This window comes from Pseudomonas vlassakiae (assembly GCF_014269035.2).
Taxonomy (GTDB): Bacteria; Pseudomonadota; Gammaproteobacteria; order Pseudomonadales; family Pseudomonadaceae; genus Aquipseudomonas; species Aquipseudomonas vlassakiae.
Window position 1 is genome coordinate 431,767 of record NZ_JABWRP020000001.1, and the last position, 25,090, is coordinate 456,856.

Sequence of the window (25,090 nt, forward strand, 5' to 3'; positions counted from 1 at the left end):
ATCTATCCAGGGGGGCGCCGACCAATGAAGGGCGGGATTTTTATCGCTGCCACAGTCGCTGCAGGGCGCGCCCGCACGCTTTTCGGCTCAGTTCTTCGAGGCGGAGTGCTTGCGCCCCTGGTCGCACAGGGCGAACAGCACGACCAGCACCCCGGCGATTGCCAGGATCAGCGCTACGCCATCGGTGGAATGGGTCGCCGAGCCGGCCACCAGGGCCAGGCCGCCCAGCGGTGCCAGGCCACCGGCCACCGCCGTGCCGATCTCACGGCCTGTACCGAAGCCCGAGGCGCGCGTTTGGGTCGGGAACTGGCGGCTGAGGAACGAACCTTGCGGGGCGAACATCATCGGCGCGAGGATGCCGGTGCCGATCGCGATGGCCATGTAGATCTGGGTGGGCTCACCGGTGCCCAGCAGCTGCAGGAACGGGTAGGCGAACAGTGCCGACAGGCCCCCGCCGAGCATCAGCACGGTCTTGCTGCTCCAACGGTCGCACAGCCAGCCGAAGAACGGCACGGCGAAGATCGCCACGAGGCTGGCGATGGTCACCGACAGCGAGGTGACATGCGCCTCCACGCCCTTGAACTGGGTCAGGTAGGCCAGCGAGAAGGTCTTGAAGATGTAGCTCAGGGCGTTGTAGCCGATGGCCACGAAGAACACCACGGCCAGGCCCTTGAGGTCGTTCCTGAACAACAGCTTCAATGGCGACACCGGTGGCTTGCTGCTGTCGGCCTTGTCCAGCTCCTTGAAGTCCGGTGTCTCCGGGATGCTCTTGCGCACCCACAGGCCGATCGCCACCAGGGCGATGCTGGCGATGAACGGGATGCGCCAGCCACCGGCCAGGAGGAATTCGTTACCGTTCATGGTCAGCAGGTACACCGTGAGCGACGACAGCAGCAGTCCCAGGTTCAGCCCCAGCGCCGGCCAGGCGCCCTGGCTGCCGCGCTTGCCTTCGCTGGCATGTTCATAGGAGGTGACCGCCGCGCCGGACAGCTCGGCACCCGCGCCCAGGCCCTGGATGATGCGGATCACCACCAGCAGGATCGGTGCCCAGATGCCGATGCTGGCGTAGCTTGGGATCAGCCCGATCAGCGCCGTGCACACGCCCATCATGCAGAAGGTGATCACCAGCACGTGCTTGCGCCCGAAACGGTCGCCCAGGTAGCCGAACAGAATGCCGCCGAAGGGGCGGGCAATGAAGCCGATGGCGAAGGTGGAGAAGGCCAGCAGCGAGGCCACCGCCGGGTTGCTGGCATCAAAGAAGATCTTCGAAAACACGATCGCGGCCATCGTCGCGTAGAGGTAGAAGTCGTACCACTCCAGCATCGAGCCGAAGATGGTCGCCGCCGCCACCTTGTGCAGGCGCTTGCGTTGCTGTTGCGGGGTCTCGTGCGCGGCCGGGGCCGCCTCATGTACCGACATGGGGGGTTCCTTATTGTCTTTGTAGTTGTGGGTGAAGCAGATTTCAGCGGGCCTTGAGGATCTTCGCGGCGATCATCTGGCCGATGGGAATGGCCGAGGTGGCAGCCGGCGACGGGGCATTGCAGACATGCACCATGCGCGGGGTCTCGGCGAACAGGAAGTCATGCACCAGGGTGCCGTCGCGCATCACCGCCTGGGCGCGAATACCCGCCTCGCAGGGCAGCAGGTCTTCCACTTGCAGCGACGGGCAATACTTGCGGCACTGTTCCAGGTAGCCGCGCTTGAACAGCGAGTTCTTCATTTCGGTGGTGCCGGAGCCGAGGTTGTTCCAGAGGGTTTTCCAGAAGCCCGGGAAGCTGGCGTACTCGGCGACGTCGCGCCAGTTGAGCGAAAACTTGCGGTAGTTCTCGCGACCGAAGCCGAGCACGGCATTCGGGCCGACGGTAACGCTGCCGTCGATCATGCGCGTCAGGTGCACGCCGAGGAATGGCAGCTCCGGGTCGGGGATCGGGTAGATCAGGTGGTTGACGATCTGGTTCTTGCTGGCCGGCAGGCGGTAGTACTCACCGCGGAAGGGGATGATCTGATGCTCGATCTTCACCCCGGCCAGGCGCGCCAGGCGGTCGGACTGCAGGCCGGCGCAGGCCACCAGCTGGCGTGCGCGCCAGGTGTGGCTGTCGGTGCCGACGGCGACATGGTCGGAGTGCTCCTGGATGGCACGCACGCAGGTGGACAGGTGCACTTCGCCGCCAGCCTGGCGGATCACCTTGGCCATGGCGTTGCACACCTGGGTGTAGTCGACGATGCCGGTGGCATCGAGGAACAGCGCGCCCTTGCCGACGATGTTCGGCTCACGTTCGGCAAGGGCGGCCGCACCCAGGCGCTCGACGTTCAGGCCGTTCTGTTGCGAGCGCTCGTACAGCGCCTGCATGCGTTGCACTTCCAGGTCGCTGGAGGCCACCAGCAGCTTGCCGCAGACTTCGAAGGCAATGCCGTGCTCGGTGCAGAAGTCCTTGGTCGCCTGGGCGCCGCGCTTGCACAGTTCGGCCTTGAGGCTGCCAGGCGCATAGTAGATGCCCGCATGGATCACCCCGCTGTTGTGGCCGGTCTGGTGGCGGCCGAGGCTGGCTTCCTTCTCCAGGATCAGCAGGGATGCGCCCGGGCGTTGTTCGAGCAGGGCCATCGCGGTGGCAAGGCCGACGATGCCGCCGCCGATGATGCAGTAGTCATAAGTCATGCAGGGGTACCTTGGTGTTCTTATCGGTGGATCTGCTTATCAGGTTGTCAGACTAAGTAATGCGTAAAAGGGCCCGTGGCAGGCCGCGTCGGATTCTCCGGGATCAGTCGAGGGCGGGGAGGTCGATCTTCAGGCGCTTGGCCGAGGCGCGCAGGTGCGCTTCAGCGCAGGCTGCGGCGGCCTGGCGGTCGCCATCGGCGATGGCCCGGTACAGCGCCTGGTGTTCGCGGTTGGCATCGGCCGAACCGCCCACCGAGTGGGCCGCGGAGTTTTCCCAGGCGGTGCGCCGTGCGCTGGCCAGCTGGCCGCCGAGGAAGTCGTGGAAGGCCACGAAGTAATCGTTCTTGCTGGCTTCGGCAATCGCCCGGTGGAAGGCCACGTCGGCGGCCGAGGCGGTGGCGAAGTCGCTGCGCTTGTCGAGCATTGCCTGCAGGGCCTTGGCCATGTGCGCCAGGTCCTGCTCGTCACGACGGCGGGCGGCGATGGCGGCGGCCTGGGTCTCGATCCACAGGCGCATTTCGAACATCTGCGTAAGGTCCGGCGTGCGGCCTTGGCTACCGGGGAAGCGGAACACGGTGCCGGCGGGTGTCTGCGAGATGTAGGAACCGAGCCCGCGACGGGCGATCAGCACGCCATCGGCCTTGAGTTGCGCCACGGCCTCGCGCACCACCGAGCGGCTGACGTTCAGCTGTTCGGCCAGTTGCTGTTCGGTGGGCAGGCGCGATTCGGCGGCCAGGCGACCGGAATCGATTTCGGCGCGGATGGCGCTGACGACCCGGTCTACCAAGGTGTCAGGGCGCTGGAGCTCTAGCATGGGAACGCTTGCCTAGTTATCAGGTTGTCAGACAATGCCTGTAGTGGGGGCGGGGTGTCAATGGGGTCAGTGGGAGCTACGGGTGCATGAGTGTCTGGTCTCATCTGCGCTGCAAATCGACCGGCGTGCACCCGGCACCCACTAAAAAATCACAGCTCGCTGACAAAGGTGCCGGTGCCATCGAGGATATTTCGCAATGTCAGCGCCACCTCCTCAAGGTCAGTCCCCGCCGAAGTCAGCACGATCTCCAGCGCTTCGTCCCCTTTCAGTGCATCCCGATCACCGGCTGCCACTTCGATCAGCAGGCGCTGCGCGCTCAAGGTCACCTTCAACCCATCCAGCGTCGACGGCTCATCATCCAGGGTCAGGTCGACGGTGTCTTCATCCGGATAGCGGGTCAGCAAGAACATCTGCCCCTTGTCGCTGTGGCAGCACAAGGTCGCCATGTTGTCTTCCTCGTCATCGCAAGGGGTGGCGAACAGCACGGCGGTGTGGATTTGCATGGCTACGACTCGGGTCAAGGGTAATGGGAGGGAATTCTGACAGCCTTGCAGCCATCCATAAACGTAAAGTTGCCAGCCCTTGACCGAAATTGTCGCAGCCTCGCAAGCGGCGATGACCGCTCAGTCGTTAAGCTTCGGCGAGCCCTGGACGTGCCTGCCACGTTCAACGTCTGGTTTTTACCGTCCGGCTTGCCATGGGTTGGCTATCGTTGATCCGTACATGGCGGACATGCGCGACGCTTCAACTATTACAAAGCCCAAGCGGAGTACCACAGATGGCGTTCTTCACCGCAGCCAGCAAAGCCGACTTCCAGCACCAACTGCAAGCGGCCCTGGCGCAGCACATCAGCGAACAGTCCCTGCCACAAGTGGCGCTGTTCGCCGAGCAGTTCTTCGGCATCATCTCTCTGGACGAACTCACCCAGCGCAGGCTTTCGGACCTTGCCGGCTGTACCCTCTCGGCGTGGCGCATCATCGAGCGCTTCGACCCCGAATACCCGCAAGTGCGGGTGTACAACCCTGATTACGAGCGCAATGGCTGGCAGTCGACCCACACCGTGGTCGAAGTGCTGCATCACGACTTGCCGTTCCTGGTCGACTCGGTGCGCACCGAGCTCAACCGCCGCGGCTACAGCATCCACACCCTGCAGACCACGGTGCTCAGCGTGCGCCGCGGTGCCAAGGGCGAACTGCTCGAACTGCTGCCCAAGGGCACCCAGGGCGAAGGTGTGCGCCATGAGTCGCTGATGTACCTGGAGATCGACCGCTGCGCCAATGCCGCCGAACTGACCGTGCTGGCCCGCGAGATCGAGCAGGTGCTGGCCGAGGTACGCGTGGCGGTGGCTGATTTCGAGCCGATGAAAGCCAAGCTGCGCGAAATCCTCGCCGAGGTGGAAAACACCGCCTACGGCCCGGCCCAGCATGAAAAGGGCGAGGTCAAGGCCTTCCTCGAATGGCTGCTGGATAACCACTTCACCTTCCTCGGCTATGAAGAATTCACCGTCCAGGCCGACAGCGACGGTGGCCAGATGGACTACGACGAGCAGTCGTTCCTCGGCCTGCCGCGCCGCCTGCGGGTGGGCCTGACGGCGGAAGAACTGCGCATCGAAGACTACGCCGTGGCCTACCTCAACGAGCCGCTGCTGCTGTCGTTCGCCAAGGCCGCGCTGCCCAGCCGCGTGCATCGCCCGGCCTACCCGGACTACGTGTCGATCCGCCAGCTGGATGCCGACGGCAAGGTCATCAAGGAGCACCGCTTCATGGGCCTGTACACGTCGTCGGTGTACGGCGAGAGCGTGCATGCCATCCCTTACATTCGCGTGAAGGTCGCCGAAGTCGAACGCCGGTCCGGCTTCGACCCGAAAGCGCACCTGGGCAAGGAACTGGCCCAGGTGCTCGAAGTGCTGCCACGCGACGACCTGTTCCAGACCCCGATCGACGAGTTGTTCAACACCGTCATGTCGATCGTGCAGATCCAGGAACGCAACAAGATCCGCGTGTTCCTGCGCAAGGACCCGTACGGGCGCTTCTGCTACTGCCTGGCCTACGTGCCGCGCGAGATCTACTCCACCGAAGTGCGGCAGAAGATCCAGCAGGTGCTGATGGAGCGCCTGAAGGCCAGCGACTGCGAGTTCTGGACCTTCTTCTCCGAATCGGTTCTGGCGCGCGTGCAGCTGATTCTGCGGGTCGACCCGAAGAACCGCATCGACATCGACCCGCAGCTACTGGAAAACGAAGTGATCCAGGCCTGCCGCTCGTGGCATGACGACTACTCGGCGCTGGTCATCGAGAACTTCGGCGAAGCCCAGGGCACCAACATCCTGGCGGACTTCCCCAAAGGCTTCCCGGCTGGCTACCGCGAGCGCTTCCCGGCGCATTCGGCGGTGGTCGACCTGCAGCACGTGGTGGCGCTGTCCGAGCACAAGCCGCTGGCGATGAGTTTCTACCAGCCGCTGACCCGCCTGGGCGACCGCCTGCTGCACTGCAAGCTGTACCATGCCGATACCCCGCTGGCGCTGTCGGACGTGCTGCCGATCCTGGAAAACCTTGGCCTGCGCGTACTCGGCGAATTCCCATACCGCCTGCGCCACACCAGCGGGCGCGAGTTCTGGATCCACGACTTCGCCTTCACCTACAGCGAAGGCCTGGACCTGGACATCCAGCAGCTCAACGACATCCTGCAGGATGCCTTCATCCACATCGTCAAGGGCGACGCCGAGAACGATGCCTTCAACCGTCTGGTGCTCACCGCCGGCCTGCCATGGCGTGACGTGGCGTTGCTGCGTGCCTATGCCCGTTACCTGAAGCAGATCCGCCTGGGCTTCGACCTTGGCTACATCGCCAGCACCCTGAACAACCACACCGAGATCGCCCGCGAACTGACCCGGTTGTTCAAGACCCGCTTCTACCTGGCGCGCAAGCTCACCACCGAAGACCTGGACGACAAGCAGCAACGCCTGGAGCAGGCGATCCTCACCGCCCTGGACAATGTTCAGGTGCTCAACGAGGACCGCATCCTGCGCCGCTACCTGGACCTGATCAAGGCCACCCTGCGCACCAACTTCTACCAGCCGGATGGCAACGGCCAGAACAAGTCGTACTTCAGCTTCAAGTTCAACCCCAAGCTGATTCCCGAGCTGCCCAAGCCTGTGCCGAAGTTCGAGATCTTCGTCTATTCGCCACGGGTCGAGGGCGTGCACCTGCGCTTTGGCAATGTCGCCCGCGGCGGCCTGCGCTGGTCGGACCGCGAGGAAGACTTCCGCACCGAAGTGCTGGGCCTGGTCAAAGCCCAGCAGGTGAAGAACTCGGTGATCGTGCCGGTCGGCGCCAAGGGTGGCTTCCTGCCGCGCCGGCTGCCGCTGGGCGGTAGCCGCGACGAGATCGCCGCCGAGGGCGTGGCGTGCTATCGCATCTTCATCTCCGGCCTGCTCGACATCACCGACAACCTCAAGGACGGTGGCGTGGTGCCGCCGGCCAACGTGGTGCGTCACGATGACGACGATCCGTACCTGGTGGTGGCGGCCGACAAGGGCACCGCGACCTTCTCCGACATCGCCAACGGCATCGCCATCGACTACGGCTTCTGGCTCGGCGACGCGTTCGCCTCGGGTGGCTCGGCCGGTTATGACCACAAGAAGATGGGTATCACCGCCCGTGGCGCCTGGGTCGGTGTGCAGCGCCACTTCCGCGAGCGCGGCATCAATGTGCAGCAGGACCCGATCACCGTGATCGGCATCGGCGACATGGCCGGCGACGTGTTCGGCAACGGCCTGCTGATGTCCGACAAGTTGCAACTGGTGGCGGCGTTCAACCACCTGCACATCTTCATCGACCCGAACCCGGACCCGGCCACCAGCTTCGTCGAGCGCAAGCGCTTGTTCGACCTGCCGCGCTCGGCCTGGAGCGACTACGACACCAGCATCATGTCCGAAGGCGGCGGGATCTTCCCGCGCAGCGCCAAAAGCATCGCCATCAGCCCGCAGATGAAGGAACGCTTCGCCATCGAAGCCGACCGCCTGACCCCGACCGAACTGCTGCACGCGCTGCTCAAGGCACCGGTCGACCTGCTGTGGAACGGCGGCATCGGTACCTACGTCAAGGCCAGCACTGAAAGCCACGCCGATGTCGGCGACAAGGCCAACGATGCCCTGCGCGTCAACGGCAACGAACTGCGCTGCAAGGTGGTAGGCGAGGGTGGCAACCTCGGCATGACCCAGCTCGGTCGTGTCGAATTCGGCCTGCATGGCGGCGCCACCAACACCGACTTCATCGACAACGCCGGTGGCGTGGACTGCTCCGACCACGAAGTCAATATCAAGATCCTGCTCAACGAAGTGGTGCAGGGTGGCGACATGACCGAGAAACAGCGCAACCAGTTGCTCGGCAGCATGACCGACGAAGTGGCTGGCCTGGTGCTGGGCAACAACTACAAGCAGACCCAGGCCCTGTCGCTGGCAGCCCGCCGCGCCCGCGAGCGGATCGCCGAATACAAGCGCCTGATGGCCGACCTCGAAAGCCGTGGCAAGCTGGACCGCGCCATCGAGTTCCTGCCGTCGGAGGAACAGCTGGCCGAGCGACTGGCCGCTGGCCAGGGCCTGACCCGCGCCGAGCTGTCGGTGCTGATTTCGTACAGCAAGATCGACCTCAAGGAGCAGCTGCTCAAGTCGCTGGTGCCGGACGACGACTACCTGACCCGCGACATGGAAACCGCCTTCCCGCCGTCGCTGGTCAGCAAGTTCGCCGACGCCATGCGCCGTCACCGCCTGAAGCGCGAAATCGTCAGCACCCAGATCGCCAACGACCTGGTCAACAACATGGGGATCACCTTCGTCCAGCGCCTGAAGGAGTCGACCGGCATGAGCCCGGCCAACGTCGCCGGGGCCTATGTGATCGTGCGTGACATCTTCCACCTGCCGCACTGGTTCCGTCAGATCGAGGCGCTGGACTATCAGGTGCCGGCGGAGATCCAGCTGACCTTGATGGACGAGCTGATGCGCCTGGGCCGCCGCGCCACCCGCTGGTTCCTGCGCAGCCGCCGCAACGAGCAGGATGCCGGGCGTGACAGCGCGCACTTCGGGCCGAAGATCGCCCAGTTGGGGCTCAAGCTCGACGAGCTGCTGGAAGGCCCGACCCGCGAGCGCTGGATGGTGCGCTACCAGAGCTTCGTCGATGCCGGTGTGCCGGAGCTGCTGGCGCGCATGGTTGCCGGTACCACCCACCTGTACACCCTGCTGCCGATCATCGAGGCCTCGGACGTGACCGGCCATGACCCGGCGCAGGTGGCCAAGGCGTTCTTCGCCGTGGGCAGCGCGCTGGACCTGACCTGGTACCTGCAGGAAATCAGCAACCTGCCGGTGGAGAACAATTGGCAGGCCCTGGCCCGCGAGGCGTTCCGTGACGACATCGACCTGCAGCAGCGGGCGATCACCATCTCGGTCTTGCAGATGGCCGATGCGCCGGAAGACATGGACGCCCGGGTGGCGCTGTGGGCCGAGCAGCACCGGGTGATGGTCGAGCGTTGGCGCGCCATGCTCGACGACCTGCGCAACGCCACCGGCACCGACTATGCGATGTACGCGGTGGCCAACCGCGAGCTGGTCGACCTGGCGCTGAGTGGCCAGGCGGCGGTGCTGCCGTCCTGAAACTTTCAGTGAGGTAAAACAAAGCCCCGGCAGCGATGTCGGGGCTTTTTCATGGGCGACTGGCGTGGAATTTGTGGTAGCGCTCGATCTCACCGGCGATAAAGATCTGGTGGCGAGCCTTTTGTCCTACTTGAACCTGCGCTCCACGCCTTTTTCCACCAGGATCTTCGCCGAAATCTCTTCCACCGAAAAATGCGTCGAATTGATGTTGGGAATGTTCTCCCGGCGGAACAGGTTCTCCACCTCGCGCACCTCGAATTCGCACTGGGCGAAGCTCGAATAGCGGCTGTTGGGCTTGCGCTCGTGGCGGATGGCGGTCAGGCGGTCGGGGTCGATGGTCAGGCCGAACAGCTTGCTGTGGTGCTTCTTCAGCACCGCCGGCAATTGCAGGCGCTCCATGTCGTCCTCGGTCAGCGGATAGTTGGCGGCGCGAATACCGAACTGCATGGCCATGTACAGGCAGGTGGGCGTCTTGCCGCAGCGCGATACGCCGACCAGGATCAGGTCGGCCTTGTCGTAGTAGTGGGTGCGCGCGCCGTCGTCGTTGTCCAGGGCGAAATTCACCGCCTCGATGCGTTCCATGTAGTTGGAGTTGCCACCAATCGAGTGCGATTTGCCGACGGAATACGACGAATGGGCCGTCAGTTCCTGCTCGAGCGGGGATAAAAACGAAGAAAAGATGTCGATCATGAAGCCGTTCGACGTCGCCAGGATCTCGCGGATGTCCTGATTGACGATGGTGTCGAAGATGATCGGCCGCATGCCATCGCGCTCTGCGGCGGCATTGATCTGCTGCACCATGGTCCGCGCTTTTTCCGGGCTGTCGATGTACGGACGAGTGAATTTATTGAACGGAATGCTTTCGAATTGAGCGAGCAGGCTCTGGCCCAGGGTTTCGGCGGTGATGCCGGTGCCATCGGAGATGAAGAACGCGGTTCGTTTCATTTGCGATCTGGGCCTTAAGCTGATGACGTTTCTTGGATATGATAAGTTCGGTTTGCCGAATGCGGCTGTCAGCAATTCTGCCATATTTTGCGAACCTATATTCCAGGTACAGGCCACAAGCGTCCGGCCCAGTCAACGAAGGCAGGCGGGCGCCCTTGAGCTTTTCCAATACAGTTAGTGGAGAGATCACCTTGGTAGAGTACGTAGTTTCCCTCGATAAGCTCGGCGTCCACGATGTGGAGCATGTGGGGGGCAAGAACGCATCCCTGGGCGAGATGATCAGTAACCTCGCTGGTGCCGGTGTGTCGGTGCCGGGCGGCTTTGCCACTACGGCTCAGGCGTACCGTGACTTCCTCGAACAGAGTGGCCTGAACGACAAGATTCACGCTGCGCTCGATGCGCTGGACGTTGATGACGTCAACGCCCTGGCCAAGACCGGCGCGCAGATCCGCCAGTGGGTGATGGAGGCCGACTTCCCGGCCCGCCTGGATGCAGAAATCCGCACCGCCTTCGCCGAAATGTCCCAGGGCAACGACAACATGGCCGTGGCCGTGCGTTCCTCGGCCACCGCCGAAGACCTGCCGGACGCCTCGTTCGCCGGCCAGCAGGAAACCTTCCTCAACATCCGTGGCGTCGACAACGTGATCCGCGCGGCCAAGGAAGTGTTCGCCTCGCTGTTCAACGACCGCGCCATCGCCTACCGCGTGCACCAGGGCTTCGACCACAAGCTGGTGGCCCTGTCCGCCGGCGTGCAGCGCATGGTCCGTTCGGAAACCGGCACCGCCGGCGTGATGTTCACCCTCGACACCGAGTCGGGCTTCCGTGACGTGGTGTTCATCACCGGCGCCTACGGCCTGGGTGAAACCGTGGTGCAGGGCGCGGTCAACCCTGACGAATTCTACGTGCACAAACAAACCCTGCAGGCTGGTCGCCCGGCCATCCTGCGCCGCAACCTGGGCAGCAAGGCGATCAAGATGGTCTATGGCGACGAAGCCAAGGCCGGCCGCTCGGTCAAGACCATCGAGGTCGACCGTGCCGATCGCGCCCGTTTCTGCCTGAGCGACGATGAAGTCAACGAACTGGCCAAGCAGGCGATGATCATCGAGCAGCACTACCAGCGCCCGATGGACATCGAGTGGGCCAAGGACGGTGATGACGGCAAGCTGTACATCGTCCAGGCTCGCCCTGAGACCGTGAAGAGCCGCGCCAGCGCCAACGTCATGGAACGTTACCTGCTTAAAGAGAAGGGCACCGTGCTGGTCGAAGGTCGCGCCATCGGCCAGCGCATTGGCGCCGGCAAGGTCCGCGTGATCAACGACGTGTCCGAGATGGACAAGGTGCAGCCCGGCGACGTGCTGGTTTCCGACATGACCGACCCGGACTGGGAACCGGTGATGAAGCGCGCCAGCGCGATCGTCACCAACCGTGGCGGGCGCACCTGCCACGCGGCGATCATTGCCCGTGAGCTGGGCATCCCGGCCGTGGTCGGTTGCGGCAATGCCACCCAGGTGCTCAAGGACGGCCAGGGCGTGACCGTATCCTGCGCCGAAGGCGACACCGGCTTCATCTTCGAGGGCGAGCTGGGCTTCGACGTCAAGCAGAACTCGGTGGACGCCATGCCGGAGCTGCCGTTCAAGATCATGATGAACGTCGGCAACCCGGACCGCGCCTTCGACTTCGCCCAGCTGCCGAACGCCGGTGTCGGCCTGGCACGTCTGGAGTTCATCATCAACCGCATGATCGGCGTGCACCCCAAGGCACTGCTGAACTATGCCGGCCTGCCCGCCGAGCTGAAGGAAAGCGTCGACAAGCGCATCGCTGGCTACAACGACCCGGTCGGTTTCTATGTCGAGAAACTGGTCGAGGGCATCAGCACCCTGGCGGCAGCCTTCTACCCGAAAAAGGTCATCGTGCGTCTGTCGGACTTCAAGTCCAACGAGTACGCCAACCTGATCGGCGGCAAGCTCTATGAGCCGGAAGAAGAAAACCCGATGCTGGGCTTCCGCGGCGCCTCGCGCTACATCAGCGAGTCGTTCCGCGACTGCTTCGAGCTCGAGTGCCGTGCGCTCAAGCGCGTGCGCAACGAGATGGGCCTGACCAACGTCGAGATCATGGTGCCGTTCGTGCGTACCCTGGGCGAAGCCAGCCAGGTCGTCGACCTGCTCGCCGAAAACGGCCTGGCCCGTGGCGACAACGGCCTGCGTGTGATCATGATGTGCGAGTTGCCGTCCAACGCCATCCTCGCCGAAGAGTTCCTCGAATACTTCGACGGCTTCTCCATCGGCTCCAACGACCTGACCCAGCTGACCCTGGGCCTGGACCGTGACTCGGGCATCATCGCCCACCTGTTCGACGAGCGTAACCCGGCGGTGAAGAAGCTGCTGGCCAACGCCATCCAGGCGTGCAACAAGGCCGGCAAGTACATCGGCATTTGCGGCCAGGGCCCATCGGACCACCCGGACCTGGCCAAGTGGCTGATGGAGCAGGGCATCGAAAGCGTGTCGCTGAACCCGGACTCGGTCCTGGAGACCTGGTTCTTCCTGGCCGAAGGCCAGGGCGCGGCCTGATGCGGTAAATTGCGGGGGCGCGTCTGGCGCGCCTCCGCCTGGTTTTTTCCAGGGCGAGCTCCAGTGATGGATCCCGCCCTTTTTTGTGCACCAAGCAACCTTATGCAAAGCAGCAGCAACCTTTTTCCCGTGGCCTTGCTCAGTGCCGAGCGCCGCGGCGACCTCAGCGAAGACGTGTACCGGATCAAGGCCGGCAACGGCCCGGACCCCAGCGTCGAGCTGGCCGTGACCCGCCTGGGACTGGCCGATCAAGGCCGGCCCCAAGGTGTGCCGGTGATTCTGCTGCATGGCAGTTTCTCCAACCGGCGCTTCTGGTACTCGCCCAAGGGTATCGGCCTTGGGGCCCATCTGGCGCGGGCCGGGTTCGACGTATGGATCCCGGAAATGCGCGGCCACGGGCTGTCGCCGCGTAACCGCAACTGGAAGCACAACAGCGTGGCCGATTATGCCCGCGACGATCTGCCACTGATCGGTGCATTCGTGCGCGAGCAGTCTGGCCAGGCGCCGCACTGGGTCGGCCACTCTCTGGGTGGCACTACCTTGGTGGCAGCCTTGGGTGGCGGCTTTATAAAGGCTGAACAGGTGGCCAGCGTGGCGCTTTTCGGAACCCAGGTCAGCCGAGTCTATTGGCCGCTCAAGGTGCCTCCGCTGACCTGGGGGGCAAAGCTGCTGCTCAAGCGTTGGGGGCAGATTTCCGGGCCGCGCTTCAAGCGTGGGCCGGAGGACGAGCCGATTGGCCTGGCGCTGGAGAGCATGCGCTGGCATGGCCTGTTCGGGCGTTTTGGCGACAAGCAGAACGACTGGTGGGCGGGGTTGGCCGAAGTGGACGTACCGTTGCTGGCGGTGGCCGGCGCGGGGGACTTCCAGGACCCGGTATGGGCCTGCCGCAAACTGTTCGATCAGCTGGGCGGGGAGCGCAAGCAGTTCCTGCGCCTGGGCCGTGAAGAGGGGTTCGAGGCCTTTGGCCATGTCGACATGCTGGTGAGCAAGGCGGCGCAGGTGCAGGTATGGCCGTTGGTTGAGCGCTGGTTGCGCGACCCGCTGTTGCCGGTGCATGAGTCGACGCTGGTGCGTGAGCCCGTGCCGGTCAGTTGATCCTGCTTCACTTGTCGTGGTCTCTTCGCGGGTTGGCCCGCGAAGTGGCCGGCACAGGCAAAACACGACCGCTCAGTCGCGGATGACTGCAACAGCTTCTACGGTGTAGCCTTGGCCGATACCCGCCTTCGTTGTGACTGACAGGAGCTTCCCATGCAGCATTACGTAACGCCCGACCTGTGTGACGCCTACCCGGACCTGGTTCAGGTGCTCGAACCCATGTTCAGCAACTTCGGTGGCCGCGACTCCTTCGGTGGCCAGATCGTGACCATCAAGTGCTTCGAAGACAACTCGCTGGTCAAGGAGCAGGTCGAGCTCGATGGCAAGGGCAAGGTCCTGGTGGTCGACGGGGGTGGCTCGCTGCGCCGTGCGCTGCTGGGTGACATGCTCGCCGAAAAGGCAGCCAAGAACGGCTGGGAAGGCCTGGTGATCTACGGTTGCGTGCGTGACGTCGATGTATTGATCCAGACCGACGTCGGTGTACAGGCGCTGGCCAGCCACCCGATGAAAACCGACAAACGCGGCATCGGCGACCTTAACGTGGCCGTGACCTTTGCCGGTGTCACCTTCCGCCCGGGCGAGTACCTGTATGCCGACAACAATGGCGTGATCATCTCGCCAAGCCCGCTGAAAATGCCGGAGTGACGCGCGGTACGCGCTGATGGAGCTTTGATGTTCGAGGAAGACAACGCGCAGTGGGGGTTGGTGCATGCCCTGGTGCTCGATGGTAAAGGTGGCGCGCGTTCGATTGCACGGACCGAGCTGGACGGCCTGCAGCTGCAACCACAGCAAAGCCTGTGGTTGCACTGGGATCGCAGTCATCCGCAAACCCGCACCTGGTTGTTGCAGGACAGTGGCCTGAGCGAGTTCGCCTGCGACCTGCTGCTGGAAGAAAACACCCGGCCACGGCTGTTACCGCAGGCCGGTGAGCAGATGTTGCTGTTCCTGCGCGGGGTCAACCTCAACCCGGGGGCAGAGCCCGAGGACATGGTTTCGGTACGCATTCATGCCCAGGCGCAGCGGGTCATTTCGCTGCGTTTGCGGCCATTGCGTGCCAGCGATGAAATCCTTCAGCAGCTTGAAGAGGGCAGGGGGCCGAAATCGGCGTCCGAGCTGTTGCTGTTGATGGGGGAGTTGCTGACCGAGAAAGTCCAGAGCCTGGTCAGCGACCTCTCGGAGCTGGTCGATCTGGAAGAAGAGAAGGTTGAATCTGACGAACGGTATACACCGGAGCACGGCAGCCTGCAGCAGATTCGCCGCCGCGCGGCGGGCTTGCGTCGCTTCCTGGCACCTCAGCGTGAGATCTACGCCCAGCTCTCACGCAGCAAATGGAGCTGGTTCTGCGATGCCGATGCCGATTACTGGAACGAGCTGAACAACAGCCTGATCCGCTACCTCGAAGAGCTTGAGCTGACCCGCGAGCGGGCAGCGCTGGTGCTGGAAAGCGAAGACCGCCGGCGCAGCGAGCGGATGAACCGGACCATGTACCGCTTCGGCATCATCACCTGCATCTTCCTGCCCATGAGCTTCGTCACCGGGTTGCTCGGTATCAATGTCGGCGGCATTCCGGGGGCGAGCAACCCTTATGGCTTCCTGCTGGCCTGCATCGTCGTGCTCGGCCTGGCAGTGGGGCAGTGGTGGTTGTTCCGGCGGTTGCGCTGGGTATGAACATGCCGAGTCGTCATGAAACAATCGTTCCACTGCGATGTGTGACCCATCGCCCGGCCGCCTCGTCTCTGAGTGACACTGCGCGAGGTGCCCATGCACGATCCGTTTGAAGAATCACTGCGTGACCTGCTCAAGGCGTCGCCCTCCGGTGAGGAGCGAGACGATGCCGCGTGCCTGGGTCGCGTGCTGAAAACCGCCAACCGCCAGGTCGGTGCCGGTGATCTGTTCAGCCTGCTTGGCCGCTGGAGCCAGGCGCTGCTGATCGCCGTGAACAATGGCTCGGCGCACGTTGCGCCGGTGCGTCGACACTCTACCCGCAACGCTGCCCATGGCAGCAAAGCAGATAAGGCCGATTGAATATGGAACTCGATCTCTGGACCCAGAGCCTGGTCACTGCCATGACCGCCCTATGGACCAAGGTAGCGAACTTCATCCCCAACCTGTTCGGCGCGCTGGTCGTGGTGCTGCTCGGTTTCGTGGTGGCCAAGCTGCTCGACACACTGCTTTCCAAGCTCCTGGCCAAGTTCGGCCTGGACCGTCTCATGGCTGGCACCGGGCTGACCAAGATGCTTGGCCGGGTTGGCATCCAGGTGCCGATCTCGACCTTGGTCGGCAAGATCGTCTACTGGTTCGTGTTGCTCATCTTCCTCGTCTCGGCCGCCGAGTCGTTGGGCCTGGAGCGGGTTTCGGCGACCCTGGACATGCTCGCCCTGTACCTGCCCAAGGTGTTCGGCGCAGCCCTGGTACTGCTGGCCGGCGTGCTGCTGGCGCAGGTGGCCAATGGCCTGGTGCGCGGTGCGGCCGAAGGTATCGGCCTGGAGTATTCCGCCGGCCTTGGGCGCATCACCCAGGGCCTGGTGATCATCATCAGCATCTCGGTGGCCATCAGCCAGCTGGAGGTCAAGACCGACCTGCTCAACCACGTGATCGTCATCGGGCTGATTACCGTTGGTCTGGCCGTTGCGCTTGCCATGGGCCTTGGCAGCCGCGAAATCGCCGGGCAGATCCTGGCCGGCATCTATGTTCGCGAACTCTACCAGGTCGGCCAGCAGGTGCGGATTGGAGAGGTTGAAGGAATGATCGAAGAGATCGGCACGGTCAAGACGACGCTGCTGACCGATGAGGGCGAGCTGGTGTCGCTGTCCAATCGCGAGCTGCTCGAGCAACGAGTCAATAGCCGCTAACCGCACAAAAGCTGTTAATGTATGCCGCCGCGAAATCAGCCCCAGGGGTTGAGCGGCGACATTGACCTGACTGTCGGCCAGATCCGTTTTGAATAAAGTTCATTCGCCGCCCATGCGTTACGACCCCCGCGAACTCACCGACGAGGAGTTGGTGGCGCGTTCGCATGAAGAGCTGTATCACGTAACCCGCGCCTATGAGGAGCTCATGCGGCGCTACCAGCGGACCCTGTTCAACGTCTGTGCGCGTTATCTGGGGAACGACCGCGATGCTGATGATGTCTGTCAGGAAGTGATGCTGAAGGTGCTCTACGGTCTGAAGAACTTCGAGGGCAAGTCCAAGTTCAAGACCTGGCTCTACAGCATTACCTATAACGAATGCATTACCCAGTACCGCAAGGAGCGTCGTAAACGCCGGTTGATGGATGCCTTGAGCCTGGACCCTGTAGAAGAGGCGTCCGAAGAGAAGGCTCCGAAGCCGGAAGAAAAAGGCGGTCTGGACAAGTGGCTGGTGCATGTGAACCCGATTGATCGGGAAATTCTGGTGCTGCGTTTTGTCGCAGAACTGGAATTTCAGGAAATCGCCGATATCATGCACATGGGCTTGAGCGCAACGAAAATGCGCTACAAGCGCGCGCTAGACAAGCTTCGTGAGAAATTTGCAGGGCTGGATGAAACTTAGCCCTCTGCAAATATCTCTAACGGATCGGCGAGTTCTGCTAGACTTGCCGTCGAGTTGTCCCCCGGATGTTGGTGGGACTGCTTAACTATCACCAGATGGGGATTTAACGGATGAAATTGAAAAACACCTTGGGCTTGGCCATTGGCTCGCTCGTCGCTGCTACTTCGTTCGGCGTTCTGGCTCAAGGCCAAGGCGCGGTCGAAGTCGAAGGCAACGTGACCAAGCAGTACTACGACAGCGAGCGTAACTTCAAGAACGACGGCACCAACCCTGGTGTTCGTCTGGGTTACTTCCTGACTGACGACGTCTCCCTGGACCTGGGCTACAACGAGACTCACAACGCTCGTGGCGAAGTCTTCAACAAAGACATCAAAGGTTCCAAGGCCAAGCTGGACGCTACCTACCACTTCGGTACCGTTGGCGACGCTCTGCGTCCGTACGTTTCCGCCGGTTTCGCTCACGAGAGCCTGGGCCAGGCCACTCGTAGCGGCCGCGACCACTCCACCTTCGCCAACGTTGGCGCTGGCGCCAAGTGGTACATCACCGACATGTTCTTCGCCCGTGCTGGCGTTGAAGCCATGTACAACATCGACGACGGCAACACCGAGTGGGGCCCAACCGTTGGTGTTGGTCTGAACTTCGGTGGTAGCGGTGGCAAAGTGGCTGCTGCTCCGGCTCCAGTTGCTGAAGTCTGCTCCGACTCCGACAACGATGGCGTTTGCGACAACGTCGACAAGTGCCCAGACACCCCAGCCAACGTAACCGTTGACGCTGATGGCTGCCCGGCTGTTGCCGAAGTCGTTCGCGTTGAGCTGGACGTCAAGTTCGACTTCGACAAGTCGGTCGTCAAGCCAAACAGCTACGGCGACATCAAGAACCTGGCTGACTTCATGAAGCAGTACCCACAGACCACCACCGTGGTTGAAGGTCACACTGACTCCGTTGGTCCAGACGCCTACAACCAGAAGCTGTCCGAGCGTCGTGCCAATGCTGTGAAGCAGGTTCTGACCCAGCAGTACGGTGTTGAATCCAGCCGCGTTCAGTCGGTTGGCTACGGCGAAACCCGTCCGGTTGCTGACAACGCCACCGAAGAAGGCCGCGCTATCAACCGTCGCGTTGAAGCTCAGGTAGAAGCCCAGGCCAAGTAATTGGTTTGACGCTTCAATGAAAAACCCGGCCTCGGCCGGGTTTTTCTTTGTCTGTCATTTATGCAGCCACTGTATGCCCGGCAAGGCCCGTTCAAGCTTTTAGCAGGGCGAACAGCAGCATCACGTTCAACACCAGGGACAGCAGGGCCAAGCTGCGCCACACCTTCACCGGCTCACGCTCCAGCAGCGGGCGAGGGCGGCTGGGCAGTTCCTGGCGGTCGCCGCGTTCGAGCAACAGTAACCATTGCTCGGCGGTCTCGAAGCGATGCGCCGGGTCCGCCGCCACGGCCTGCAGCAAATGGTGCTGCAACCATTCGGGCAGGTCGGGGCGATAGCGGGATGGATTTACCGCCTGACCAAAGCGTGGGCGCTGGAAGGCCTCGATCTCCCCATAAGGATAATGCCCGGTCAGCAAGCGATAGAGCGTGACGCCGGCGGCGTACAGGTCCTGGCGCGGGCTCGGTGGCTGGCCTTGGTAGGCTTCCGGGGCGATATACGACGGCGTGCCGGGCAATTCGTGCAACGGTTCCTCGGACAGCCCCGGGCAATACGCCAGGCCGAAGTCCAGCAAGCGTACCTGGCCGTCGTCGCCCAGGTGCAGGTTTTCCGGTTTGATGTCGCGGTGCAGCAGGTTTCGTCGGTGCAGCACGCCGATGGCCTGGAGCAGCTGACGGGCGATTTCCAGCCATTGTGCCAGCGCTAACGGGCCATGGGCTTCGAGGTGCGTGGCGAGCGTCTTGCCGCTGTGTTCGCGCATCACGTAATACAAGTGCTGGCGCCGGCCGGCGGCATGCAGTTCGGGGAAGTGGCGGCCGGCGACCCGGCGCAGGAACCACTCTTCCAGCAGCAGGGCCTGGGCTGCACCAGGTTGCTGTTCCCGCTCGGCGGGCAAGGTTTTCAACAGCCAGGGCTGGCCGTTGGCATCACGTACGCGGTAAAGCAGTGACTGGCGACTGTGCGCCAGGCACGTTTCGACCTGCCAGCCATCGAGCGCCTGGCCCTCGCGCAGCGGGCCAGGCAATGGCCATTGCTGCAGTTGCACCAGGGTGTCGCCGAGGTTGACCGTGCCCAGTTGCTCGACCCGCACCAGCAAGGCGCTGGCGTTGTCCTGGCTGCCGTTGTGATGGGCGCTGGCAACCAGGGTGTCGGCGGCCGTCTGCAGGTCGGGCTGCTCGCGCAGAATGGCCTGAATGTGCTGGTCGCCAAGGCTGGCCCAGACGCCGTCGCTGAGCAGCAGGTAGCACTCGCCAGCTTGCAGTTCGCCCTCCAAATAGTCGACCAGCAGATGCTGGTCCAGGCCCAGGGCGCGCTTGAGCACATGCTGCATGCCGGGCTGGTCCCAGACGTGGTCTTCACTCAGGCATTGCAGGCACCCGGCCTGCCAGCGATAGGCCCGGCAATCGCCCACGTGGGCCAGGGTGAAACGGCGCCCGCGCAGCACCAGGGCGCTCAGTGTGGTCAGCAGCGGCTGGCTGCCTTGGGCACGCAACCAGCGATTCTGTGCCAGCAGCAGGCGGTCGAGGGCCTGGGCCACACCCCAGGTGGCGGGCGTCGCGTAGTAATCCATGGCCAGCGCCTGCAGGCTGGCGCGAGCGGCGAGGCCACCGTCGGCACATTGGCTGACGCCATCGGCAAGGGCGAACAGGTAGCCCTTGCTGGCGGCCAGCTCTGCCGCCGGCGTGACCAGGCGCAGGGCATCCTGGTTTTCCATGCGTGGCCCGGTGGCGCTGGCCTGGGCGAAGCTGAGCTGCAGGCTCATGGTCATCCTCAGACCCGTGCAGCGGTAGCCGCTGCCGAGCCCCAGGTGGTACGCCAGCGTTGCTTGACCCCGTGCAGGCCGAACCAGGCGAGCACGCCGAGGCTGGCGAACATCCACAGGCCCAGCTGATAGTCGCCGGTGTGCTGCTTGATGGCGCCGAGCCCCGCTGCCAGCAGGAAGCCGCCGATGCCACCGGCCATGCCGATCAGCCCGGTCATCACGCCGATCTCCTGGCGGAAGCGTTGCGGTACCAACTGGAACACCGCGCCATTGCCAGCGCCGAGGCCGAGCATGGCACTGACGAACAGCGCCAGGGCGGCTGCGGCACTGGGCAGGTTGAAGCCAACTGCCGCGATGCAGATGGCAGCCACGCTGTACATGCCGAGCAGGGTGCGGATGCCGCCGAAGCGGTCGGCCAGGGCACCACCCAGCGGGCGCATCAGGCTGCCGGCGAACACGCAGGCGGCGGTGTAGTAGCCGGCGGTCACCGGGCTCAGGGCGTACTGGTCGCTGAAGTAGCCGGGCAGGGCGCTGGCCAGGCCGATAAAGCCGCCGAAGGTGACGCTGTAGAAGAACATGAACCACCAGCTGTCACGGTCGCCCAGGGCACTGAGGTAATCGGCTGCTGCCTTTGGCTTGGGCCGCTGCGGGGCATTGCGGGCCAGCAGGGCGAACAGCGCCAGGGTCAGCAACAGCGGGAGCACGGCAAAGCCGAACACGTTGTTCCAGCCAAACCCGGCAGCCAGCACCGGGGCCAGCAGGGCGGCGAACACCGTGCCGGAGTTGCCTGCACCGGCGATGCCCATGGCCTTGCCCTGGTGCTGTGGCGGGTACCACTGCGAGGCGAGCGGCAGCGACACGGCGAACGAGGCGCCGGCCACACCGAGGAACACGCCCAGCAGCAGGGCTTGCTCATAGGTGTGCACCCCCAGGTACCAGGCGCCGGTCAGGGCGACGATGACAATCGTCTGGCCGATCAGCCCGGCGGTCTTTGGCGACAGGCGATCGACCAGCACGCCCATGACGAAGCGCAGCACTGCACCGGCAAGGATCGGCGTAGCCACCATCAGGCCGCGCTGCTGGGCGCTCAGTTGCAGGTCGGCAGCGATCTGCACCGCCAGCGGGCCAAGCAGGTACCAGACCATGAAGCTCAGGTCGAAATACAGGAACGCGGCGAACAGCGTGGGCACATGCCCGGATTTCCAGAAGCTGGTACTCATCGAACACCTCACTCGGCAATGCAGCGGAAACGAAAAGACGCCGCTGCCCGGTCCACTGGCGTGGAGCGAAGAGCGACGTCTTTGTCGGGGGGGTATGAGGCAACCGCCGTTGGCTACCGGTGAATTATGTTCAGCAAGAGCTGGGCCAACTTTGTCAGCCTTGTCGGCACTGTCAGGGCTGGCAGGTGCCTGCCTTTGGTTTTTTAGCGCCTGTGAGATCGAGCGCCGCCCGCGCGGCGCTCGATCTCACAGGCGCCAGAGACCAAAAGGCAGGCGCCTGCAGCGTTAGCCGAGCATTTCGTGCATGGCGATGATCTGCTCGGCCACCTGGATGAGCTTCTGCTGCCGGCTCATGGCCTGCCGGCGCATCAAGGTGTAGGCCTGTTCTTCGTTGCAGTCCTTCATCTTCATCAGCAGCCCCTTGGCCTGCTCGATGCGCTTGCGCTCTGCCAGTTGCTGGTCACGGGCCAGCAACTGAGCCTTGAGTGCCTGGTCGCTCTCGAAGCGCGCCATGGCGACATCGAGAATGGGCTGCAGCCGCGCCGCCTGGATGCCTTCGACGATGTAGGCACTGACCCCGGCCTGGATCGCCTGGCGCATCACCGTCGGGTCATGCTCGTCGGTGAACAGCACGATGGGCCGTGGCTGGTCGCGGCTGACCAGCACCACCTGCTCCATCACGTCACGGTCAGGTGAATCGGTATCGATCAGTATGACGTCCGGGCGCACCGTTTCGACGCAGGCGGGCAGGTCGATGGTCAGGTCTGGCGCCTCGATCACTTCGAATCCGGCTTCGCGCAATGCGGCCTTGAGGCGGCCAAGCTGCTTCTGGGTGTCGTCGATCAGCAGGATGCGCAGCATGGTCATGGCCCTCACAGACCGACTCGGGCATCGGGCGCCTGGCCCAGGGCGTGCAGGCGGAAGCTGCGGGCGTAGGCATAGGGGTCGGTACCATCCCAGCGCGTGCCGTCGATGAGCAGGCTGCTGCGCATGGCTGAGCCGGGGCTGCTCACGCCGAGTGCGTCAGCGGCTTCGCGGTACAGCTGCAATTGCTGCACCTGGCGAGCCACGCCGAGGTAGTCGGGGTCATCGCGCAACAGGCCCCAGCGGCGGAACTGGGTCATGAACCACATGCCGTCGGACAGGTAAGGCAGGTTGGCGCGGCCTTGATCGAACAGGCGCAGGGCGTGCCGGTCGTGCCAGGTGTTGCCCAGGCCGTCCTGATAGTTGCCCAGCAGGCGCGGCTCGATGTTTTCGAGCGCTGTGTCGAGGTAGGCGCTGCCGCTGAGCAGTTGCGCGGTGCTGCGCACGTTCTCCGGGCTCTGTTCGATGAACCGGCTGGCAGCGAGTACTGCCTTGACCAGTGCGCGGGCGCTGTTGGGGCAGTGCTCGACGAAAGCGCGGGTGCAGGCCAGTACCTTCTCCGGGTGGTCGGGCCAGATCGACTGGCTGGTGGCCAGGGTGAAGCCCTGGCCCTGGCTGACGGCGGCGGCAGCCCAGGGCTCGCCGACGCAAAAGCCGTCGATGCGCCCGGCCTGCATGTGCGCCGTCATCTGGGCCGGCGGCACCACCACGCTGGTGACGTCGTGCAGCGGGTGGATGCCCTGGCTGGCCAGCCAGTAATACAGCCACATGGCATGGGTGCCGGTGGGGAAGGTCTGGGCGAAGGTCAGCCGTGCGCCCTGCTGGTGCACCCGCTGCGCCAGTGCCTCAGGACTGGTCACGCCCTGCTGCTGCAAGGCGGGTGACAGGTTGATGGCCTGGGCGTTCTGGTTCAGCCCCATGAGCACCGCCATGGCGCTGGCCGGTACTCCGCCGATGCCCAGGTGCACGGCATAGACCAGGCCGTACAGGCAATGGGCGGCATCCAGCTCGCCGTTGGCCAGCTTGTCGCGCAGGCCGGCCCAGGACCCCTGACGTACCAGGTTGAGGGTCAGGCCGTGTTGCTGGGCAAAGCCCTGGGTGGCGGCGACCACCACCGAGGCGCAATCGGTCAGGGCCATGTAGCCGATGTTGAGGCTGGTTTTTTCCGGCGCGTCGCTGCCGTTTACCCAGGCTAGAGGTGCGGTATTCACAAAGGTCCTCGCCTGTACTGAATAGGCTGTAGGCAAACGAAGTAGCAACCCATGTGCCAAGCCCCTGTCATGCCGGGCGCGCGCTGGCTATAATCGTTGCCTCACTTACCCCGAGCCTTGCCCGCCCATGTATACCCTGGCCCGCCAGCTGCTGTTCAAGCTTTCTCCGGAAACCTCCCATGACCTGTCCCTGGACCTGATCGGCGCCGGTGGCCGGCTTGGGCTCAACGGTGTGCTGTGCAAGCAGCCGGCGGCGCTGCCGGTGACCGTGATGGGCTTGAACTTCGCCAACCCGGTGGGGCTGGCGGCGGGCCTGGACAAGAACGGCGCGGCCATCGACGGCTTTGCCCAGCTGGGCTTCGGCTTCGTCGAGATCGGCACCGTGACCCCGCGTCCGCAGCCGGGCAACCCCAAACCGCGGTTGTTCCGCCTGCCGCAGGCGACGGCGATCATCAATCGCATGGGTTTCAACAACCTGGGCGTCGATCACCTGCTCGAGCGCGTGCGGGCTTCGCGTTACGACGGCGTGTTGGGCATCAATATCGGCAAGAACTTCGATACCCCGGTAGAGCGTGCAGTCGACGATTACCTGATCTGCCTGAACAAGGTCTATACCGAAGCCAGCTACATCACCGTCAACGTCAGCTCGCCGAATACCCCCGGCCTGCGCAGCCTGCAGTTCGGCGACTCGCTCAGGCAACTGCTCGACGCCCTGGCCGAGCGCCGAGAGCAGCTGGCCGCCGAGCATGGCAAGCGCGTGCCGCTGGCGATCAAGATCGCGCCAGACATGAGCGATGAGGAAACCGCGCTGGTGGCAGCGGCACTGATGCAATCGGGAATGGATGCGGTGATTGCCACCAACACCACCCTGGGCCGCGAGGGTGTCGAAGGTCTGGAGCATGGCGGTGAGGCCGGCGGCTTGTCGGGTGCGCCCGTGCTGGAGAAGAGCACGCACATTGTGAAGGTGCTGGCGGGCGAGCTGGGTGGCAAGCTGCCGATCATCGCCGCCGGTGGCATTACCGAAGGCCGCCATGCGGCAGAGAAGATCGCCGCCGGGGCGAGCCTGGTGCAGATCTATTCGGGCTTCATCTACAAGGGCCCTGCGCTGATCCGTGAAGCGGTGGATGCAATCGCGGCAATGCCAAAGGCCTGAAGGCGGGCATAAAAAAGGGCCCCTTCAAGGGGCCCCTGGGCCGAAGCCCGCCGCCCGGATAGGGCGCGCATGGGTAACTCGAATTCAGTGTCCTCGTTCAGCCAACGGCGTGATTTTCGTTGAGTCTATGGATGCCAGCGGTGCCAGTCATTCCGTCCCAGTTATCACCGCGACCTTCGCGCCAGCCGTTGATCCAGGCTTGGCGAACTGAAGGAAGTGTAAAGGGGCAAAGTTCGCGGGATTTGCCGGTGACCCCGTATTGGTAGCCACGTGAATATGCTCTTTCCAACGGATCACGCTTAAGTCTTCTCATAGGGTGTTGCCCTCACTTGTTGACTGTAATGTCCCGTCGGCCTCTCCGAGGCCGGGCAGAGTCTTTCTGCCGGTTTTGCGCTCGCTGCCGGCGTGGCGAGCTGAAAGTGCCGCCTCATTGCGAAGCGGCCTGAGACCAGTTCTAACGAATGCAGGTCACGGTGGGAATGA

20 protein-coding genes are annotated in these 25,090 nt (G+C 63.7%); 10 read left to right on the plus strand and 10 right to left on the minus strand.

The genetic code is table 11. From position 1 onward, the window contains the following. Positions 1–87 precede the first annotated feature (87 nt). The 4 genes from HU738_RS01980 to HU738_RS01995 all read right to left on the minus strand — a co-directional run bounded on the left by HU738_RS01980 (position 88) and on the right by HU738_RS01995 (position 3,973). Positions 88–1,419, minus strand: a complete 1,332-nt coding sequence (locus tag HU738_RS01980) for an MFS transporter (protein ID WP_186603780.1) — start codon at positions 1,417–1,419, stop codon at positions 88–90. 43 nt (positions 1,420–1,462) lie between these two features. After that, positions 1,463–2,656, minus strand: coding sequence for an L-2-hydroxyglutarate oxidase (gene lhgO / locus HU738_RS01985; protein ID WP_186603779.1), 1,194 nt, complete (start codon positions 2,654–2,656; stop codon positions 1,463–1,465). Between the two features lie 103 nt (positions 2,657–2,759). Beyond that, the gene (locus tag HU738_RS01990) at positions 2,760–3,470 is read right to left on the minus strand and encodes a FadR/GntR family transcriptional regulator (RefSeq protein ID WP_186603778.1); all 711 of its coding nucleotides are present in this window, start codon (positions 3,468–3,470) and stop codon (positions 2,760–2,762) included. A gap of 149 nt (positions 3,471–3,619) precedes the next feature. Next, a complete protein-coding gene (locus tag HU738_RS01995; protein ID WP_176507280.1) occupies positions 3,620–3,973 on the minus strand; it encodes a hypothetical protein in 354 nt (117 codons plus the stop codon). Between the two features lie 275 nt (positions 3,974–4,248). Here HU738_RS01995 and HU738_RS02000 point away from each other — a divergent pair, with 275 nt between their 5' ends. After that, positions 4,249–9,114, plus strand: a complete 4,866-nt coding sequence (locus tag HU738_RS02000; protein ID WP_186603777.1) for an NAD-glutamate dehydrogenase — start codon at positions 4,249–4,251, stop codon at positions 9,112–9,114. A 126-nt stretch (positions 9,115–9,240) separates the two neighbouring features. Here the strand turns inward: HU738_RS02000 and ppsR are convergent, their stop codons facing one another. Next, entirely contained in the window at positions 9,241–10,059 is an 819-nt protein-coding gene (gene ppsR / locus HU738_RS02005) for a posphoenolpyruvate synthetase regulatory kinase/phosphorylase PpsR (protein WP_054885785.1), read from the minus strand. A gap of 191 nt (positions 10,060–10,250) precedes the next feature. Between ppsR and ppsA the strand changes: the two genes are divergently transcribed. From ppsA to HU738_RS02045, 8 genes are all read left to right on the plus strand, one after another. Next, on the plus strand, positions 10,251–12,626 hold the full coding sequence (ppsA, locus tag HU738_RS02010) for a phosphoenolpyruvate synthase (protein WP_176507282.1): 2,376 nt from the start codon (positions 10,251–10,253) through the stop codon (positions 12,624–12,626). A 102-nt stretch (positions 12,627–12,728) separates the two neighbouring features. Continuing rightward, the gene (locus tag HU738_RS02015; protein ID WP_225923372.1) at positions 12,729–13,721 is read left to right on the plus strand and encodes an alpha/beta fold hydrolase; all 993 of its coding nucleotides are present in this window, start codon (positions 12,729–12,731) and stop codon (positions 13,719–13,721) included. 153 nt (positions 13,722–13,874) lie between these two features. Then, positions 13,875–14,366 carry a ribonuclease E activity regulator RraA gene (rraA, locus tag HU738_RS02020; protein ID WP_054883439.1) on the plus strand — a complete coding sequence of 164 codons (492 nt, stop codon included), beginning with the start codon at positions 13,875–13,877 and terminating at the stop codon, positions 14,364–14,366. Between the two features lie 27 nt (positions 14,367–14,393). Beyond that, the gene (gene cmaX, locus HU738_RS02025; protein ID WP_186603775.1) at positions 14,394–15,389 is read left to right on the plus strand and encodes a divalent cation transporter CmaX; all 996 of its coding nucleotides are present in this window, start codon (positions 14,394–14,396) and stop codon (positions 15,387–15,389) included. Positions 15,390–15,482: 93 nt separating this feature from the next. Further along, positions 15,483–15,746 (plus strand): CrfX protein, encoded by a 264-nt coding sequence (locus tag HU738_RS02030; RefSeq protein WP_186603774.1) that lies wholly within the window; start codon positions 15,483–15,485, stop codon positions 15,744–15,746. A 2-nt stretch (positions 15,747–15,748) separates the two neighbouring features. Then, entirely contained in the window at positions 15,749–16,573 is an 825-nt protein-coding gene (locus tag HU738_RS02035) for a mechanosensitive ion channel family protein (protein WP_186603773.1), read from the plus strand. Between the two features lie 112 nt (positions 16,574–16,685). Continuing rightward, positions 16,686–17,252 carry an RNA polymerase sigma factor SigX gene (gene sigX / locus HU738_RS02040; protein WP_033696348.1) on the plus strand — a complete coding sequence of 189 codons (567 nt, stop codon included), beginning with the start codon at positions 16,686–16,688 and terminating at the stop codon, positions 17,250–17,252. A 110-nt stretch (positions 17,253–17,362) separates the two neighbouring features. Beyond that, positions 17,363–18,400 carry an OmpA family protein gene (locus tag HU738_RS02045; protein ID WP_054883443.1) on the plus strand — a complete coding sequence of 346 codons (1,038 nt, stop codon included), beginning with the start codon at positions 17,363–17,365 and terminating at the stop codon, positions 18,398–18,400. Between the two features lie 91 nt (positions 18,401–18,491). On the opposite strand, the gene HU738_RS02050 is transcribed toward HU738_RS02045, so the two are convergent. The 4 genes from HU738_RS02050 to HU738_RS02065 all read right to left on the minus strand — a co-directional run bounded on the left by HU738_RS02050 (position 18,492) and on the right by HU738_RS02065 (position 23,454). Continuing rightward, on the minus strand, positions 18,492–20,159 hold the full coding sequence (locus tag HU738_RS02050; protein WP_186603772.1) for a bifunctional protein-serine/threonine kinase/phosphatase: 1,668 nt from the start codon (positions 20,157–20,159) through the stop codon (positions 18,492–18,494). An 8-nt stretch (positions 20,160–20,167) separates the two neighbouring features. Beyond that, on the minus strand, positions 20,168–21,379 hold the full coding sequence (locus HU738_RS02055) for a nitrate/nitrite transporter (protein WP_186603771.1): 1,212 nt from the start codon (positions 21,377–21,379) through the stop codon (positions 20,168–20,170). A gap of 285 nt (positions 21,380–21,664) precedes the next feature. Continuing rightward, positions 21,665–22,240 carry an ANTAR domain-containing response regulator gene (locus tag HU738_RS02060; RefSeq protein ID WP_054883656.1) on the minus strand — a complete coding sequence of 192 codons (576 nt, stop codon included), beginning with the start codon at positions 22,238–22,240 and terminating at the stop codon, positions 21,665–21,667. Positions 22,241–22,251: 11 nt separating this feature from the next. After that, the gene (locus HU738_RS02065) at positions 22,252–23,454 is read right to left on the minus strand and encodes a CmpA/NrtA family ABC transporter substrate-binding protein (RefSeq protein WP_186603770.1); all 1,203 of its coding nucleotides are present in this window, start codon (positions 23,452–23,454) and stop codon (positions 22,252–22,254) included. A 127-nt stretch (positions 23,455–23,581) separates the two neighbouring features. Here HU738_RS02065 and HU738_RS02070 point away from each other — a divergent pair, with 127 nt between their 5' ends. Continuing rightward, positions 23,582–24,607: a quinone-dependent dihydroorotate dehydrogenase gene (locus HU738_RS02070; protein ID WP_186603769.1), complete on the plus strand. Its 1,026-nt coding sequence runs from the start codon at positions 23,582–23,584 to the stop codon at positions 24,605–24,607. Between the two features lie 97 nt (positions 24,608–24,704). On the opposite strand, the gene rmf is transcribed toward HU738_RS02070, so the two are convergent. Then, positions 24,705–24,920: a ribosome modulation factor gene (rmf, locus tag HU738_RS02075; protein WP_079227119.1), complete on the minus strand. Its 216-nt coding sequence runs from the start codon at positions 24,918–24,920 to the stop codon at positions 24,705–24,707. Positions 24,921–25,090 lie beyond the last annotated feature (170 nt).

Coding starts and splice junctions, on each gene's coding strand:
- HU738_RS01980 (WP_186603780.1), bottom strand. CDS start 1,419: ATGTCGGTACATGAGGCGGCCCCGGCCGCGCACGAGACCCCGCAACAG.
- lhgO (WP_186603779.1), bottom strand. CDS start 2,656: ATGACTTATGACTACTGCATCATCGGCGGCGGCATCGTCGGCCTTGCC.
- HU738_RS01990 (WP_186603778.1), bottom strand. CDS start 3,470: ATGCTAGAGCTCCAGCGCCCTGACACCTTGGTAGACCGGGTCGTCAGC.
- HU738_RS01995 (WP_176507280.1), bottom strand. CDS start 3,973: ATGCAAATCCACACCGCCGTGCTGTTCGCCACCCCTTGCGATGACGAG.
- HU738_RS02000 (WP_186603777.1), top strand. CDS start 4,249: ATGGCGTTCTTCACCGCAGCCAGCAAAGCCGACTTCCAGCACCAACTG.
- ppsR (WP_054885785.1), bottom strand. CDS start 10,059: ATGAAACGAACCGCGTTCTTCATCTCCGATGGCACCGGCATCACCGCC.
- HU738_RS02015 (WP_225923372.1), top strand. CDS start 12,729: ATGCAAAGCAGCAGCAACCTTTTTCCCGTGGCCTTGCTCAGTGCCGAG.
- rraA (WP_054883439.1), top strand. CDS start 13,875: ATGCAGCATTACGTAACGCCCGACCTGTGTGACGCCTACCCGGACCTG.
- cmaX (WP_186603775.1), top strand. CDS start 14,394: ATGTTCGAGGAAGACAACGCGCAGTGGGGGTTGGTGCATGCCCTGGTG.
- HU738_RS02030 (WP_186603774.1), top strand. CDS start 15,483: ATGCACGATCCGTTTGAAGAATCACTGCGTGACCTGCTCAAGGCGTCG.
- HU738_RS02035 (WP_186603773.1), top strand. CDS start 15,749: ATGGAACTCGATCTCTGGACCCAGAGCCTGGTCACTGCCATGACCGCC.
- sigX (WP_033696348.1), top strand. CDS start 16,686: ATGCGTTACGACCCCCGCGAACTCACCGACGAGGAGTTGGTGGCGCGT.
- HU738_RS02045 (WP_054883443.1), top strand. CDS start 17,363: ATGAAATTGAAAAACACCTTGGGCTTGGCCATTGGCTCGCTCGTCGCT.
- HU738_RS02050 (WP_186603772.1), bottom strand. CDS start 20,159: ATGAGCCTGCAGCTCAGCTTCGCCCAGGCCAGCGCCACCGGGCCACGC.
- HU738_RS02055 (WP_186603771.1), bottom strand. CDS start 21,379: ATGAGTACCAGCTTCTGGAAATCCGGGCATGTGCCCACGCTGTTCGCC.
- HU738_RS02060 (WP_054883656.1), bottom strand. CDS start 22,240: ATGCTGCGCATCCTGCTGATCGACGACACCCAGAAGCAGCTTGGCCGC.
- HU738_RS02070 (WP_186603769.1), top strand. CDS start 23,582: ATGTATACCCTGGCCCGCCAGCTGCTGTTCAAGCTTTCTCCGGAAACC.
- rmf (WP_079227119.1), bottom strand. CDS start 24,920: ATGAGAAGACTTAAGCGTGATCCGTTGGAAAGAGCATATTCACGTGGC.